At 63.9% G+C, this 16,155-nt stretch carries 15 protein-coding genes; 5 read left to right on the forward strand and 10 right to left on the reverse strand.

Features of this window, described 5'->3' with window-relative positions:
• Positions 1-225: 225 nt before the first annotated feature.
• A complete protein-coding gene (locus V1289_RS48545; protein ID WP_334406964.1) occupies positions 226-1,116 on the forward strand; it encodes a DUF1259 domain-containing protein in 891 nt (296 codons plus the stop codon).
• A gap of 15 nt (positions 1,117-1,131) precedes the next feature.
• On the opposite strand, the gene V1289_RS48550 is transcribed toward V1289_RS48545, so the two are convergent.
• Positions 1,132-2,358, reverse strand: coding sequence for an MFS transporter (locus V1289_RS48550; protein WP_334406966.1), 1,227 nt, complete (start codon positions 2,356-2,358; stop codon positions 1,132-1,134).
• Positions 2,359-2,437: 79 nt separating this feature from the next.
• Positions 2,438-2,968, reverse strand: a complete 531-nt coding sequence (locus V1289_RS48555; protein WP_334406968.1) for a hypothetical protein — start codon at positions 2,966-2,968, stop codon at positions 2,438-2,440.
• Between the two features lie 372 nt (positions 2,969-3,340).
• Here V1289_RS48555 and V1289_RS48560 point away from each other — a divergent pair, with 372 nt between their 5' ends.
• Positions 3,341-4,159 carry a chromate resistance protein ChrB domain-containing protein gene (locus V1289_RS48560; RefSeq protein ID WP_334406969.1) on the forward strand — a complete coding sequence of 273 codons (819 nt, stop codon included), beginning with the start codon at positions 3,341-3,343 and terminating at the stop codon, positions 4,157-4,159.
• Positions 4,159-5,550, forward strand: a complete 1,392-nt coding sequence (gene chrA / locus V1289_RS48565) for a chromate efflux transporter (RefSeq protein WP_334406971.1) — start codon at positions 4,159-4,161, stop codon at positions 5,548-5,550. The genes V1289_RS48560 and chrA overlap by 1 nt, the downstream gene beginning before the upstream one ends.
• Before the next feature lie 3 nt (positions 5,551-5,553).
• On the opposite strand, the gene V1289_RS48570 is transcribed toward chrA, so the two are convergent.
• Complete coding sequence (locus tag V1289_RS48570; protein WP_334406973.1) at positions 5,554-6,507, reverse strand: cation diffusion facilitator family transporter; 954 nt, start codon at positions 6,505-6,507, stop codon at positions 5,554-5,556.
• A 96-nt stretch (positions 6,508-6,603) separates the two neighbouring features.
• Positions 6,604-8,604, reverse strand: a complete 2,001-nt coding sequence (locus tag V1289_RS48575) for a pyrroloquinoline quinone-dependent dehydrogenase (protein WP_334406975.1) — start codon at positions 8,602-8,604, stop codon at positions 6,604-6,606.
• 105 nt (positions 8,605-8,709) lie between these two features.
• On the opposite strand from V1289_RS48575, the gene V1289_RS48580 reads away from it, so the two are divergent.
• Positions 8,710-9,102: a GntR family transcriptional regulator gene (locus V1289_RS48580; protein ID WP_334406977.1), complete on the forward strand. Its 393-nt coding sequence runs from the start codon at positions 8,710-8,712 to the stop codon at positions 9,100-9,102.
• 5 nt (positions 9,103-9,107) lie between these two features.
• The gene (locus V1289_RS48585) at positions 9,108-10,007 is read left to right on the forward strand and encodes a slipin family protein (RefSeq protein ID WP_334406979.1); all 900 of its coding nucleotides are present in this window, start codon (positions 9,108-9,110) and stop codon (positions 10,005-10,007) included.
• Between the two features lie 34 nt (positions 10,008-10,041).
• Here V1289_RS48585 and parC read toward each other — a convergent pair whose 3' ends face one another.
• The 6 genes from parC to lepB all read right to left on the reverse strand — a co-directional run bounded on the left by parC (position 10,042) and on the right by lepB (position 16,119).
• Positions 10,042-12,297 (reverse strand): DNA topoisomerase IV subunit A, encoded by a 2,256-nt coding sequence (gene parC, locus V1289_RS48590; protein WP_334406980.1) that lies wholly within the window; start codon positions 12,295-12,297, stop codon positions 10,042-10,044.
• A gap of 72 nt (positions 12,298-12,369) precedes the next feature.
• Entirely contained in the window at positions 12,370-13,119 is a 750-nt protein-coding gene (recO, locus tag V1289_RS48595; protein WP_334407966.1) for a DNA repair protein RecO, read from the reverse strand.
• Positions 13,120-13,221: 102 nt separating this feature from the next.
• The gene (locus tag V1289_RS48600; RefSeq protein ID WP_309177411.1) at positions 13,222-13,602 is read right to left on the reverse strand and encodes a hypothetical protein; all 381 of its coding nucleotides are present in this window, start codon (positions 13,600-13,602) and stop codon (positions 13,222-13,224) included.
• Between the two features lie 32 nt (positions 13,603-13,634).
• A complete protein-coding gene (gene era, locus V1289_RS48605) occupies positions 13,635-14,558 on the reverse strand; it encodes a GTPase Era (RefSeq protein WP_309177412.1) in 924 nt (307 codons plus the stop codon).
• Positions 14,558-15,364, reverse strand: coding sequence for a ribonuclease III (rnc, locus tag V1289_RS48610; protein ID WP_334406981.1), 807 nt, complete (start codon positions 15,362-15,364; stop codon positions 14,558-14,560). The genes era and rnc overlap by 1 nt, the downstream gene beginning before the upstream one ends.
• Positions 15,361-16,119 carry a signal peptidase I gene (lepB, locus tag V1289_RS48615; RefSeq protein ID WP_074276229.1) on the reverse strand — a complete coding sequence of 253 codons (759 nt, stop codon included), beginning with the start codon at positions 16,117-16,119 and terminating at the stop codon, positions 15,361-15,363. Before lepB ends, rnc begins: the two co-directional genes overlap by 4 nt.
• Positions 16,120-16,155 lie beyond the last annotated feature (36 nt).

A 16,155-nucleotide genomic window follows, 5' to 3' on the forward strand; every position in this document is an offset into this window, starting at 1 on the left:
GTTGACAGTCCGCGCCGGTGCGATTGTAATGTGGGGATGGGGGTCAGCGATCCCCCCATGAGGCGACATGCCCAAGTATCGCGTCCCGCTTGAGCGAGGGGCGCAGACGCATGTCCTGATCCATCTCATCCAGCATTCAGTCAAGACTCGGCCGCGCAGCATCAAGCATCGCCGGACTCCCGCTGTACGCGGCCGAATATCTGGGGCGCAAAAAGGAGAAAAATCATGAAATATCCCCTCACCCCGCTCGCACTCGGCGTGGCGCTGCTGCTGTCCTCGCCCGCCCGCGCCGCCGACATCGACTGGAAGAAGGTCGACGCCGCCCTGGGCAAGACCGCGGCCGTCAGCGGCGAAGTTCACCGCTACGGCCTGCCGCGATCCGACCTGCACGTCACGCTGGACGGCGTCTCGATCAAGCCGGCATTGGCGCTGGGCGGATGGGTGGCGTTCGCGCCGATGCATGGCGAGGCCATGCTGATGGGCGACCTCGTGCTGCTCGAGACGGAAATTACGCCCGTCATGACCAAGCTACTGGAAAGCGGCCTGGATATCACCGCGATCCACAATCACATTCTTCGCGCCGCTCCCGCCACGTTCTACATGCATGTCGCCGGCCACGGCGACCCTGAGAAAATGGCAGCGTCGATCCGTTCGGCGCTTTCATCGGCAAGCAAGACGCCGTTCGATTCGCCGGCGACGACCGCAGGCCCGGCTCCGGCCATCGATCTCGACACCGCGAAGATCGACGCGGTCATGGGCGCGAAGGGAACGGCCAATGGCGGCGTCTACCAGTTCGGCATCCCCCGGCGCGAGCCGGCTACCGAAGGCGCCATGCAGGTCAACGCCGCGCTTGGCGGCGCCAACGCCATCAACTTTCAGCCGACCGGCAACGGCAAAGCCGCGATCACCGGCGATTTCCTGGTGACGGGCAATGAGGTCAATCCGCTGATCCGGGCGCTGCGCGCCGGCGATATCGAAGTGACCGCGATCCACAGCCACATGCTCGACGAAAACCCGCGCATGTTCTTCATCCATTTTTGGGCTGATGACGACGCCCTGAAACTGGCGCACGGGGTCCGCGCGGCGCTCGACAAGACCGCGGTTGCGCAACGCTGATATTCGCCGGAACCGTCAGGTCTCCTCCTCTGGAGGCTTGATGTGCCGGAACGAAAACAGCAATGCGAGGTCGTAGACGATCTTCAGCGTGCCGCAGACCACCAGCGGCAGGCCGGAAAAGGCCGTCATCAGCAGCGCGCCCGAGATCGCCGGGCTGATCGCCGAGGCCAGGCTGCGCGGTACGGCGGTGACGCTGGCGGCGGCCGGCCGTTCCGCCGGCGTCACCACGGCCATGACGTAGGAGGTGCGGGTCGGCACGTCCATCTGCGACAGCGCCGAGCGCAGCAGCAGCAATCCGAGTGCCACGTACAGATTGGGCGAAAACGCCGCCAGGATCAGGAACAGGCTGGAGGGGATATGCGTGAACACCATGGTGTTGACGAGGCCGACGCGCCTGGCGATCCAGGCCGCGACCGGATAGGAAAACGCGCTGAGCGTGCTCGACCAGAAGAAAAACAGTCCGGCCGCCGACAACGAGAGATCAAATCGTTCAAACAGCCAGAGCACCAGCAAGGATTGCGCGACGAAGCCGCCCGCGAAGGCGTCGATGGAAAATAGCGCGGCGAGCTTGTAGACCGTGGCGCGCGATGGTCCGAGCGGCGCCTGCGGCGGTTTCTCTTCGGCCGGCGCGTGCGGAACCCGACGATAAAGCACCGCACTGAGAACGCCGAGCGCGGCGTAGGCGTAGAACATCAGGTGAAACGCGCCGAGCCTCGTGCTGCCAGCTGAAACCAGGAAATCGGGCAATGACGCAGCCAGCGAGCCTGCCGCCGTGCAGAGTGCGCCGATCAGGCTGTAACGGGCAAAGATGTGGGTCCGCCGCTCGTCGGTTGCGCTGTGCGCCAGCACCGCATGTTCCAGCGGAACGAGAACGCCGAGGTCGCCACCGGACGGGTTGATGGTGCCGATAAACGCGACCAGCGCGATCAGGACGAAGTGCTCGACATTGGGAAAGGCTGCGCCGGTGGCCGCCATTAAGCCCGCGCCAAAAATCATGAGCGCGCGCAAGTCGCGGTGCGGCGCGATCCAGCCGACGATCAGGGTCAGCAGCGCCGTTCCCAGCAGCGAGGCGGTCGCCACCAGGCCAACGGCAACCGCGTCATACCCCAGCGCCGTCATGTAGGCGGGCAGGATGACGATGGCAAAGCCGTCGCCGAATCCGCGCAGGCCCCGCGCGGTGTAGAGCAGCGCGATCAGCGTGTTTCCGGTTGACGCCTTTGATTCAGTCGTAGTGCTCGTCATCGGTGCCTTTGTGAAACCAAATTGATCCCAAAATCAATCTGCTATGGCAGTGTCGTGATTGTCAGTCGGTCGAAGCGCGTCACGCTGTCGGCTTTGGTCCAGAGCGCGCACCGGCTTCCGTAAAGGTCTGGTCGGTGACGCCGAACAGCGTCTTGCCGTCATAGGAGACGGTGAAACGCTCGCCTTCGGCGCGCAGGCCGAGCGTATGCCATTCGTCGGGGGTGACCTTCAGGTTGGCGCCGCCCAGCTGTTCGCGCCGGCCATCGACGACACGATAGAACCGCACATTGTCCTCCAGCGCGTTGGCGCGGGCCACATAGTAATTGTCGGCGTCCCGCAGCCGCACGGCAATGCCGCCGGCCTGATCGATCTTGCCGGCGACCGCTTTGAAGCGGATTTCCACATTGAGATTGGAGGCCGACAGGCTTTCATGGATCGCGAGCGGAAACCGGTAGTCGGTGCGATCGGTGCTGGTCTGCTCGATCGCGCGGCCGCCCGTGGCCGTCTTGTCGGCGTTGACCGTCCACGCGCCCTCTCCGCCCCGCCCGGTCTTCGCGAAAGTGAAACCTGGAGGCGGCGACCCCTGTGTCATCTGATCAATGGCAATCATGGCAGCTCCTGTTTGCGCGGACGCGAACAGTTCCACATCCGCGAGGTAACACGCGGCGAGAAAAGCGGTCAGAACAGATCTGCGGGAACAAAAAAATAACGGCCCGTTCCGGTCCATGCGCAATCCTCGACACGTCGAGTGTGCGCAGAGCTTGGACGGAGGGCCGTCTGACGGGGAGCCTGCTTTGTCCCCGAACAGCTGCAAACTAGTTCCGAATGCAAGTCTTCGCAAGCCGCTCGTGCGAGGTGCGCGCGAGAACGGTTGACAGCGCGCGCGGCAGGCAGTTAATTCAGGCCATGGGGACCCAGCGATCTCCCCACGAGGCGACAAGCCCAAGTATCGCGTCCCGTTCTGTTTTACGAGGGCGCAACCATGTCATCCCACACCTCTATATCCCAAGATAAGCTTTCCCGTTTGATCGGGACGGCGAAGACCCCTGTTTTGATCGACGTCCGAACCGACGAGGATTTTGCAGCGGATCCGCGGCTGATTCCCGGCGCGGTCCGGCGCAACCATCAAGACGCAGCCAACTGGGGCGGCGAATTCGCCGGCCATCCGGCCATCGTCGTCTGCATGCGCGGCGAGAAACTGGCGCAAGGCACGGCGGCCTGGCTGCGCCATGCTGACGTGTCGGCGGAAACCCTGGACGGCGGTTTTGAAGGCTGGAAAGAGGCCAAATTGCCGCTGGTGAACGCATCGAAACTGCCGCCGCGCGACGCGCAGGGGCGCACGGTCTGGGTAACCCGGGCGCGGCCGAAGATCGACCGCATCGCCTGCCCCTGGCTGATCCGCCGGTTCGTCGACCCGAACGCGGTATTTCTGTTCGTGACGCCGCCCGAAGTCGTTGCGGTCGGAGAACGCTTCAATGCCGTTCCGTTCGACATTGAAAACGTGTTCTGGAGCCACCGCGGCGAGCTCTGCACCTTCGACGTGATGATCGAGGAGTTCGGGTTGTCGACCCCGCCTCTGCTGCGGCTCGCCACCATGGTGCGCGCGGCCGATACCGCGCGGCTCGATCTGTCGCCGGAAGCGCCGGGATTGCTCGCGGCCTCGCTCGGGCTGTCGCGCATGTATGACGACGATCTCGAACAACTCGAGGCCGGCATGTTGCTGTATGACGCGTTCTATCGCTGGTGCCGCGACGCAACCGGGGAAACCCACAACTGGCCGACCAACAAGGCGAAGGCATAATGGACGCGACGACGAACAAGACGGCGGAAGCTGATGCCGGCCACGGCATCAGCTTCCGTGAAGCTTTCCAGGTCTGGCTCCGCGTCGCGCTGCTCAGCTTCGGCGGGCCCGCGGGCCAGATCGCGGTGATGCACCGCATCCTGGTCGACGAAAAGAACTGGATTTCCGAAAGCCGGTTTTTGCATGCATTGAACTATTGCATGCTGCTGCCGGGGCCGGAGGCGCAGCAACTGGCGACCTATATCGGCTGGCTGCTGCACCGGACCGCCGGCGGCATCATGGCCGGCGGGTTGTTCATCCTGCCCGGCGTTATCGCCATCATGGGGCTGAGCTACATCTACGCGGCCTACGGCAATGTCGGCTTCGTCGAGGCGCTGTTCTTCGGGCTGAAGGCCGCGGTGCTGGCGATCGTGATCCAGGCCGTCGTCCGGGTGGGAAAACGCGCGCTGCGCAACCGGATCATGATCGCACTGGCGGCAGCCGCCTTCATCGGGATCTTCTTTTTCAACGTACCCTTCCCGATCATCATCATCTCGGCCGGCGTGATCGGCTATCTCGGCGCCAAAAGCGGGCGGAGCGAATTCGCCGCGGTCGGGCACGGCGGCAATGGCAAGAAAGCAGCGGCCGTGGACAGCATGCTCAGCGATGAGCTGCCCGACCATGTCCGCCCCAGCGTGCCGCGCGCGCTGCGCGTCAGCGCGGTGTGGCTGCTGCTATGGCTGGTGCCGGTTGGCGCGCTGCTGATTGGCCTCGGCCAGGCCAATGTGTTTAGCCAGATCGCGCTGTTCTTCTCCAAGATGGCGCTGGTGACCTTCGGCGGCGCCTATGCGGTGCTGGCCTATGTCGCGCAGCAGGCAGTCGAGCATTATCACTGGGTGCAGCCGCGCGAGATGCTGGACGGCCTCGGCATGGCCGAGACCACGCCAGGCCCGCTGATCATGGTGCTGCAGTTCGTGGGCTTCATGGCCGCCTTTCGCGATCCCGGCCAACTGTCGCCGATGCTGGCGGGCACGCTCGGCGGGCTGCTCGCGACCTGGGTCACCTTCACGCCCTGCTTCCTCTGGATTTTCCTGGGAGCGCCCTTCATCGAGACGCTGCGCGGCAACAAGGGGCTCGCGGGCGCACTGACGGCGATCACCGCGGCCGTGGTCGGCGTGATCCTCAATCTGTCGATCTGGTTCGCGCTGCACACGGTATTCCGCGAGACGACGCCGGTCCGCTCGGCCGGGCTGTCGTTCGACATGCCTGTCTTGTCGAGCATCGATTTTCCCGCGCTGGTGTTGGCGGTGGCGGCAGCGACCGCGATCTTCCGCTTCAACCTGGGTATGTTGACGGTGCTGGGCGGATCGTGCGCGGCGGGCGTAGCGCTGCGGGTGGCCGGGATTATTTGAGCCCTACACCATCTCGGCCGGCGCGAGCTTGCAGGTCGCGCTGCTGGCCTCGATCTGCAGCGTCGCGTGATGGATGTTGAAACGGTGCGACAGCCCCTCGCAGACGTGATGGAGGAACGCATCGTCGTGGCCGCCGGGACGCACCAGATGCACGGTCAGCGCGGTCTCGTTGGTGCTCATGGCCCAGATGTGCAGATCGTGGACTTCCAGGACGCCTTCCAGGCCGCCGAGATAATCCCGCACCGCGGCGAGTTCGATGCCTCTCGGCACGGCGTCGAGCGCGAGATTGACGCTGTCGCGCATCAGGGCCCAGCCGCTCGCCAGCACCACGGCTGATATGACGAGGCTGATCGCCGGATCGACCCACAGCCATCCCGTGGCCATAATCACGAGCGCTGCGACCAGCACGCCGAGCGAAACGGCCGCATCCGCCGCCATATGCAGATAGGCGCCGCGGATATTGAGATCGCCATGGCGGCCGCGCATGAACAGCAGCGCGGTGCCGCCATTGATCGCGATGCCGAGGGCGGCGACCCACACGACGGTCCAGCCCGCCACCGCCGCGGGTTCGCGCAGGCGGTTGATGGCCTCGACGGCGATGCCGCCGACCGCGACCAGCAACAGGCCGGCATTGAACAGAGCGGCGAGGATCGATGCCCGCCGGTAGCCGTACGTGTGGCTATCGGTCGGCTGCTTCTGCGCCAGCCACGCGGCGCCCCAGGCCAGCAACAGCGCGATCACGTCGGAGAAATTATGAACGGCGTCGGAAATCAGGGCGAGCGAGTTGGCCGCGTAGCCGAAAACCAGTTCCGCGACGACGAACGCCGCATTGAGCGACGCGCCGATGGCAAAGCCCGCGCCAAAACTAGCCGGCGCATGGCTGTGACCCGCGTGATCGTGCCCGTGCCCGTGATCGTGCGCATGGGAGTGATCGTGATGATGGTGATCGTGCGCCATTGCAAAAAATAACCGTTGCCTGATCGATCGGTTTCGACGGCTGCGGTTATAGCGCGCGGAAATTCGAATACTATTACAGCGGCCGCGTTATAGTGTTCATAGCGCGACCGCGATCAGTTCCTCCACCAGCGGGCCGCCGCCGACCGGAAACACGATGTATTGCTTGCCGCCGGCCAGATAGGTCATCGGCGCACCGGTCGCGTTCGCCGGCAATTCGAGCTCCGCCAGCATTTCGCCGCTGGTCTTGTCGTAGACCCACAGATGCGGATCGAGATTGTGGAGGTCCCTGATCGGCAAATTGAGTCCGGGCACGAAGCGCGGCGGACTGTAATATCCCATCTGCACCACGATCATGACGGTCTTGGTCAGCAGCGCCCAACTGCGGAACGGCAGCCCGAGCTGCTCGCGGATGCCGAGTTTCCGGATCGGCCCCATCGCCCCGCTGCGGCCGACCGGAATCCGCCAGCGGTGATCGCCGCTATTCATGTCGATTGCGACCATGCTGCCGAACGGCGGCTTGAGCAGCGGCAATCCCCGGGGTCCCGGCACGTAGCTGGGCAGGCCGATGAAATCGTAGGTCCCCTGCCACGGCTCGGGCTTGCTAATGAGGATCAGGGTCGGCAGCCGTTGCGTTCCAACATACAGCGTACCGGTCTCCGGATCGATCGCCGCACCCGACCAGCTCGCGCCACCGGCATTGCCGGGCACCGCGATCGTGCCGCGCTGCGACGGCGGCGTGAACAACCCGCCACGGTCATAGGCGGCGGCGATATCGATCGCCTCCTTGTGGATCTCCGGCGTCAGATCGATCAGATCCTCGTCGCGCGCGCCCTGAAGATCGATTGCGGCGGGCCTGGTCGGCACCGGCTGCGTCTTCGACGCGCGCTCGCCGGGCACGCTGGAGGCCGGCACCGGCAGCTCCTCGATCGGCCACACCGGCTGGCCGGTGACGCGATCGAACACATAGACGAAGGCCTGCTTTGTCACCTGCGCGACCGCCTTGATGCGCTTGCCGCCGACATTGATGTCGATCAGATTCGGCGCCGCTGGCGGGTCGTAGTCCCAGAGGCCGTGATGCACGAGCTGGTAGTGCCAGACCTTCTTGCCGGTCGCGACGTCGAGGCAAACAAGACTCTCGCCGTAGAGCCCATCGCCGGGGCGATGGCCGCCATAATAATCGTTGGTCGGCGTGCTGACCGGCAGATAGACGTAACCGAGTTCCTCATCCGCGCTCATCGGCGCCCAGACATTGGCGTTGCCGGCGTCCTTCCAGGAATCCTTCTCCCAGGTATCAGTGCCGGGCTCCTCGCCCTGGGCAACCGTGTGGAAGGTCCAGAGCAGACGGCCGCTCGCGATGTCGAAACCCCTGACATCGCCGGGCGGTGACGGCCGCTTGCCCCACCAGTCGAACACGGAAGAGCCGACCACGATGACGCCGCGGACGATCACCGGCGGCGAGGTCATGGTGTAATAGCCGCGATCGACCGGGCGGCGCAGCCCTTCCACCAAATCGACACGGCCGTCCTTGCCGAAGCTCGGCACCGGCGTTCCGGTTTTGGCATCGATCGCGATCATCTGGCCAAACGCTGTCAACATCACGATGCGTTCGTCATCGCCATTGCGCCAGTACGCGACGCCCCGGTGCACCCATCCGAGGTTGGGAGGAAGACCGAGACCGTTTTGGTAGATCTTGGGATCGAACACCCATTTGGTCACACCGGTAGCGGCGTCGATCGCGGCGACCTGCGACAGCGAGGTCGAGGTATAGAGCACGCCGCCGACCATCAGCGGCGTCGACTCATTGGCGGTGCTTGGGCCGACCGTCGGGTCGGCTTCCTTGATCGCCATGTCGGGCGACTTCCAGCGCCAGGCAATGTGCAATTTCGTGGCGTTGGTCGCGTCGATCTGGGTCAGCGGCGAATAGCGCGAGGCCGCGTAGGTGCCGGCATAGGCCGGCCATTCGCCCTGCGCGAGAGCTTTTGCGGATTCAGGGAGCGCGCCGGGAATGGCCTGCGCGTTCGCAGTAGCCAGTGCGCCACCAAGCGCCAAAACAACGCCGATATTCGCTGCGTGTGCCAGCCTTGCTGCTCTGCCCATACGCACCTCCATCCCTGCGCTGCCGCGCCGGCTTGTCGACCCGCGGATCAGCCTGTCGAACAAAAGTATTGACCAAATCGCATGTGATGTCTAGTGTACTAGTTAATGCATACAGAGCTACTCACCACCTTGCGGCTCGAAAGCTCGGGCGTTCCCATCTATGTCCAGCTTCGGGAACAGATCTTGCGCCAACTCGGCGCCGGCGTGCTGGCGGCCGGCGATCAGATGCCGACCATGCGCGAAGTGGCGGTCGCCCTGAAGATCGACCTCAATACCGTGCGGCACGCTTATGACGAGCTCGAGCGGATGGGCGCCATCACGCTGGTTCGCGGGCGCGGCAGCTTTGTAGCCAAGCCCCCTCCCCTCATGGGCGCGCGCGCGCGCCAGGTTCAGATCGACGGATTGGCAAAACAGGTTCTCGCCACAGCGGCCACGATGGGCGTCGATCCCGTCGCCGTAGCTGACCGAATAACGGCCCTCGCGAAGCAGAAGGAATAGTCGTCATGAACAACTATTTTAAAGCAAGTGGTGCTAACCAACCCGCGATCGTACTGGCTGTCGTGGTCGCAGCGGTCGCGGCGCTCAGCGCATGGCTCGCCTATGACACGGCCTCCCGCAGCCTCTATTGGCTGGCGGGGTGCCTTGCAATCCTGGCGTTCCTCGTTCCTCAAACCATCATGGTGGCGGATCAGTGGGAACGCGCGGTCGTGCTGCGGCTCGGCAAGCTCTCGGCCATTCGTGGCCCGGGGATGTTCGCCATCGTCCCGTTCATCGATAATGTGGCCTCCTGGCTGGATCAACGCATTCAGACGACCGAAATCAACGCCGAAAAGGCATTGAGTAAAGACACGGTGCCGGTGAATATCGACGCGATCGTGTTCTGGCAGATTCACGATCCGGAGCGCGCCGCACTCGAAATTACAAATTACCGCCAGGCCATCACCCAGGTCGCACAAACCTCCCTTCGCGAGATCGTCGGCTCGTCGCTGCTGTCGACGCTGCTGTCCGAACGCAAACAGGGCGATCAGCTATTGCGCGAAGAGATCGGACGCAAGACCGCGGAATGGGGCGTGTCGGTACTCTCGGTCGAGATCCGCGATATCGGCGTGCCGCCGGCGTTGCAGGACGCGATGAGCCGGCAGGCACAGGCCGAACGCGAGAAACTGGCGCGCGTCCTGCTCGGACAGGCCGAACAGGAAATCGCGCAGAAATTTGTCGAGGCGGCCGATATCTATGCCCGCAGCCCGGCGGCGCTGCAGCTCCGTGCCATGAACATCATCTACGAGACCACCAAGGAGCGCGGCGCGACGATCCTGATCCCGACGGCCATGGTCGACAGCATGAATCCGGCCGGCGCGGTCGGCCTCGTTGCCGCCGCGGGCACGCTGCGAAGCGGGGCCTGACGGGCCGCATCGGCCTTCGCAGGGGCGGCTATCTCTACTCCACGCCCCGTCCGAACTTGTTCGACTTCGGCAGGCCATGCGCAAGGCGGCCGGCGTCGGCGCGGTTGCCGCGCCAGTCGGAAAGGTCTTTCCAGCTCATGCTCTGGTCGCGGCCGGCCGAATCCTTCCAGGCAAGCCCTGCCTTGGAATCGAATGTGGCAACGTCGGACAACGAGGCGCTGGTGTACTTCTGCAGCCGCACGCCGCGGCCGCGCGCCATTTCCGGCACCTGGTCGAGCGGGAACAGCACCATCTTGTGATTGGTGCCGATCACGGCAACGGTATCGCCCGACACGGTTGCGATCGCGCAGGCTTCGTTCGGCATCTCGACGTTGAGCACCTGCTTGCCCTTGCGGGTGTTGCCGACGCAATCCTCCTCCTTGACGATGAACCCCTGCCCTTCGCTGCTGGCGATCAGGAACTTGCGCTCGCCCTTGTTGACGAACAGCGAGACGATTGCGGTTTCCGGTTCCATGTCGATGAACATGCGAATCGCCTCGCCATGACCGCGGCCGCCCGGCAGTTTTGCGACGTCGAGCGAGTAGAATTTGCCGTTGGTGGCGAACACCAGAAGTTTTGACGTGGTCTCGGCGAAGAAGGCATGGTCGAGCTTGTCGTCGGTCTTGAAGGCAAGCCCCGAAATATCTTCGACATGGCCCTTGAGCGTGCGCACCCAGCCCTTTTCCGAAATCACCACCGTGCACGGCTCGCGCTCGACGAAGGCTTCCTCGATCGCGGCGAGATCGTGCTCGGGCGCATCGGCGAAGGTCGTGCGGCGCTTGCCGAGCGGCGTCTTCGGACCAAAAATATCGCGGACTTTCCGGACCTGCTCGCTAACCTTCGACCATTGCTCGGTTTCGGAGGCGAGAATGCCCTTGATGCCCTTCAACTCGGCGCGGAGGTTCTTGTCCTCTGTGCGGATCTCGAATTCCTCGAGCTTGCGCAAACTGCGCAGGCGCATGTTGAGGATGGCGTCGGCCTGGATCTCGCTGAGCTTGAACGCCTTCATCAGCGCTGGCTTCGGCTCATCCTCGGTGCGGATGATCTTGATCACCCTGTCGATGTTCAGATAGGCGATCAGATAGCCGCCGAGCACTTCGAGGCGATGCTCGATCTGCTCCTTGCGGTAGTTGGAGCGGCGCAGCAGCACGTCGCGCAGATGGTCGAGCCATTCGCGCAGGCATTCGGCCAGGCCCAGCACCTTGGGGATGCGGCCCTTGACCAGCACGTTGAGGTTCAGCGGAATTTTGCTTTCGAGCTCGGTCAGCCGGAACAACGATTCCATCATCAGTTCAGGATCGACCGCGCGCGATTTCGGCTCGATCACGAGGCGGATGTCCTCGGCCGACTCGTCCCTGACGTCGCCGACCAGCGGCAGCTTCTTCTCGTTGAGCAGTTCGGCGATCTTCTCGACCAGCCGCGACTTCTGCACCAGCCAGGGGATTTCGGTGATGACCACGATCCAGGTGCCGCGCGCGCCCTCTTCCTGGGTCCATCGGGCACGGGTGCGGAACGAGCCGCGCCCGGTCATGTAGGCCTCGGTGATGGCCTCCTTGGAATCGACGATGATGCCGCCGGTCGGAAAATCCGGACCCTTGACCCACTTCAACAGCGTCTTCGACTTCGCGTCCGGCTTCTCGATCAGATGCAGGGCGGCGTCGCACAGCTCGGCCGCGTTGTGCGGCGGGATCGAGGTCGCCATGCCGACGGCGATGCCCTGTGCGCCGTTGGCGAGCAGGTTTGGAAATCCGCCGGGCAGCACGATCGGCTCTTTGGTCTGGCCGTCGTAATTGGCGCGGAATTCGACGCCGTCCTCGTCGATGCCCTCCAGCAGCAGCCGCGCGACCTCGGTCATGCGCGCTTCGGTATAGCGGTAGGCGGCGGCGTTATCGCCGTCGATATTGCCAAAATTGCCTTGGCCGTCGACCAGCGGATAGCGCGAGGAGAAATCCTGCGCGAGACGCACCATGGCGTCGTAAATCGCCTGGTCGCCATGCGGATGGAACGAACCCATCACGTCGCCGACGATCTTGGCCGATTTCTTGAACGGCGTGCCGGGATCGAGCCGCAGCAGCCGCATGCCATAGAGGATGCGCCGGTGCACCGGCTTCAGGCCGTCGCGGGCGTCCGGCAGCGCGCGGTGCATGATGGTCGAAAGCGCATAGGCGAGATAGCGCTCCTCGAGCGCATCGCGCAGCATGACCTCGTGAACTTCAGCCGGTTCTTCCGGCGGTAGCTGTCGTTTTCCCATGGGGAGGCGTTAAACCCTCGCGGTGAATCGGGCAAGACACGAATCGGCGGCAATTTAGGCCGCGAATCGGGCTTACGGAACCGCCTGCCGCGCCCGATATTTGGTCACCGCATTGATAAATCCATCCCGCGCATCGGAATGGCCCTGCCCGCGCGGCTCCAGCACGTGGCGGAGCAGGAACAGCCCTGTCAGTCGAAAACCATCCAGCAGGTCCTGGTCCGACCAGCCGTTCGGACCGCCCTCCCCTTCGCGCAGGAACGGCGGCAGCCGTAACAACCGGTCGCGGAACGGCTCGCCGGCCCGCCGCGATACCGCACCGCCGGACTTTGGCGACACGTAAATCAGCTCCGTGGTCTCACCGGTCGCGGCGCAATTTTCCAGGTCGAGCCCAAAACCGAGTTCGGCCAGCATCGCCAGCTCGAATTTGATGAGATGGGCGGCGGCTTGGCTGACATCGTCGAAATCGTCCAGCGTGCGCTCGAGCATCTCGTAAATGTCTTCGTGCGGGTCGCGCTCCGGCAATAGCCGGGCCAGCGAGGCCAGATGGGTGACGCCATAGGTCGCATGCGACGACGACAGCATGGTGGCCGCGCGCAGCCGCGTGCCCTCGACCACGTAATAGCCGAGATGCTCGTCGAGCCGGGCTCGCCACACCGCCGTCACGCTGTTGCCGGGCTGCAGCAGCGGCCGCATCCGTTTGCTCGAACCGCCGCGCACCAGGCCGAGGTGCCGGCCGTGGGCGCGCGTCAGCAGTTCGACAATGGCGGAGGATTCGCCATGCCGCCGCACCCCGAGCACGATGCCTTCGTCGGTCCATTCCATAGGGTTGAGTTTACAGGATTCCGGCGGAAGGCGCAGCCGTCTCACCACTGTCATTCCGGGGCGCATCGAAGATGCGAACCCGGAATGACAGTGGAACAACCACTACGCGTTGAACCAGCCCTGCGCGTCGCCGGTGAAGGAGAAATAGAGCCCCGCCGCGGTCAGCGCGCAGGACACGACCTCGATGCCGCTGCTGAGTTCCACGCCCTTGTCGCCGATCATCTGCACCAGCGAGATAACCGACAGTACCAGAGCCGTGGCCAACGCCCAGCGCGGCCAGTTCTTGCGCCGCTGGGCGGCGAGCCAGACGAAATAAACCAGCAGCAGGATCAGGAGCGCGTAAATCACGGTTGCCACGGTGATCATCTGTTCGGTCATTTCAGCGGTCGGCGTCCGATCGTCGAACGCGACGGACAGCGCGTCCAGCGTCAGCGACAGATACAGCAGTACTTCAAACCACACTACGTTCTTGGGTACGTTCATCGGGAGCCGGTCATTTCCTTATTATTCCCAGATTATTCCTTGGGGAAGTCCAGTCCCATCTCGCGGTAACGGTCGGGGTCGTCGCCCCAGTTCTCGCGCACTTTGACGAACAGGAACAAATGCACGGGAACGCCGACGATTTCGGCGATTTCCTTGCGCGAATCCGCGCCGATCGACTTGATGGTGGCGCCGCCCTTGCCGAGCACGATCTTGCGCTGGCTTTCGCGCTCGACAAAAATCGTCTGCTCGATGCGGATCGACTTGTCCTTGCGCTCGGTCCAGCTGTCGGTTTCGACGGTGGATTGATACGGTAGTTCCTGATGCAATTGCCGGTAGATCTTCTCGCGCGTGATCTCGGCCGCCAGATGCCGCATCGGCGCGTCCGACATCTGGTCTTCGGGATAATGGAACGGCCCCGGCGGCACCATTTTGGCGAGCGTTTGCCGGAGATCGCCGACGCCGTCGCCCGACAGCGCCGAGATCATGAAAGTGTTTTCGAACGTCATGCGGTCGTTGGCGGTCTGCGCCAGCGCCAGCAATTTCTCGCGCGGGATCAGGTCGATCTTGTTCAGCACCAGGATTTTTGGATGTTTTACGGTCGCGAGTTTTGCCAGGATCGCCTCGGCTTCCTCGTCGATCCCCGCCTTGGCGTCGAGCAGCACGCAGACCAGATCGGCGTCATGCGCCCCGCTCCAGGCCGTCGACACCATGGCGCGATCGAGCCGGCGCTTCGGCGAGAAGATGCCGGGCGTATCGACCAGGATGATCTGCGCATTGTCCTCGATGACGATGCCGCGGATCAGCGCCCGCGTCGTCTGCACCTTGCGCGAGACGATCGTGACCTTGGAGCCGACCAGCGCATTGACCAGCGTGGATTTGCCGACATTGGGGGCGCCGATCAGCGCCACGAAGCCGCAGCGCGTCGCGACTGCAGCCTTCGCGTCAGTTTCATTCATTATTTCACGCCTTCGCGTTCGATCATGACGGAGGCGGCGACCTTTTCGGCCGCGCGCTTGCTGCCGCCGACCCCTTCGGCCGGCGCAAGTCCCGGCAGTTCCACGGCGACACGGAATTGCGGATCATGATGCGGTCCGGTGCGCTCGACCTCGCGATAGACCGGCGTCGGCATTCCCTTGCTCTGCGCCCATTCCTGCAGCACCGTCTTGGGATCGCGCAGCGGCCGCCGCGGCTTGCGCATCCGCTCAAGCCAGTTGCGCTCGACGAATTGCGCCGCCGCCTGATAGCCGCCGTCGAGAAAGATCGCCCCGATCAGCGCTTCGCAGATGTCGCCGAGCACGGATTTGCGCAACCTTGCACTCGCGCTGGCGCCGACCTGGCCGAGCTTGATGTCGTCGACCAGGCCGAGCGATTTCGCGACGTCGGCGCAGCTCTCCTTGCGCACGAGATCGGCCAGCCGCTTCGACAACTCGCCTTCGTCGGCGTTTGGAAACGCGCGATAGAGCATGTCGGAAACGATCAGGCCGAGCACGTGGTCGCCGAGAAATTCCAGGCGCTGATAGCTCTCCCCGCGGCTGCGGGCCGGCTTCAGCGCCGATACGTGGGTGAACGCGGTGGCCAGCAACAAGGGATCGGCGAATTTGTGCCCGATGCGCGCCTCGAGCGCCGCGGTGGCGGCAGCCGCGGCCTTTGCGCCGGCCTTGCCGCGCTTCTTCTTGGGCACGGCAGTGTCGCCGGCATCAGGAAGCGGGCTCGGCTCGCCGGACGTCGGGGGCTCCTGGATGACGGGCGTTTCGTCGTTCATCGCACGATTGAGAATATGCGATTCCAGCGCACCGCGGTCGGCCAGCGCCAGAACATCCAGGCGTGTTCGCCCTCGGCAATGGAGAAGAAGATCATCTGCGCCCGGCCGACGATATTCTCGAACGGCACGTAACCGACCGCGGCCAGCACGCGACTATCCTGCGAGTTGTCGCGATTGTCGCCCATCATGAAGAAATGGCCGGGCGGCACGGTGTAGACGATGGTGTTGTCGTAGAAGCCATTGTCGACGCAATCCAGCGATTCATAGCTGACGCCGTTCGGTAGCGTCTCCTTCCAGCGTTTCACCCGCGCCGTGGCCTCCGAACCGCAGGGGTCCTCGCCGATGAAATCGCTCAGGCGTTCGCGCTTGACCGGCACATCGTTGATGTAGAGCAGCCCGTCCTTCATCTGGATGCGGTCGCCCGGCAGGCCGATCACGCGCTTGATGTAGTCGGTGGAATCATCCTTCGGCAGGCGGAACACGACGATATCGCCCCGGTTCGGCTCCGAGCCGAAGATGCGCCCGGAGAACAGCGGCGGCGAGAACGGAATCGAATAATGGCTGTAGCCGTACGAATATTTCGACACGAAGAGATAGTCGCCAACCAGCAGCGTCGCCTTCATCGAGCCCGAGGGAATGTTGAACGGCTGGAACAGGAAAGTGCGGATCACCAACGCAATCAGCAGGGCATGGATGACGACACGGATGGTTTCACCCAAGCCGCTCTCGGATTTGGTCCCTGTGGTCACGCTCATTGCTTTCCCAAATCCTGCGCGCTCTCGCCGCATGGT

This window comes from Bradyrhizobium sp. AZCC 2289 (assembly GCF_036924615.1).
Lineage (GTDB): Bacteria > Pseudomonadota > Alphaproteobacteria > Rhizobiales > Xanthobacteraceae > Bradyrhizobium.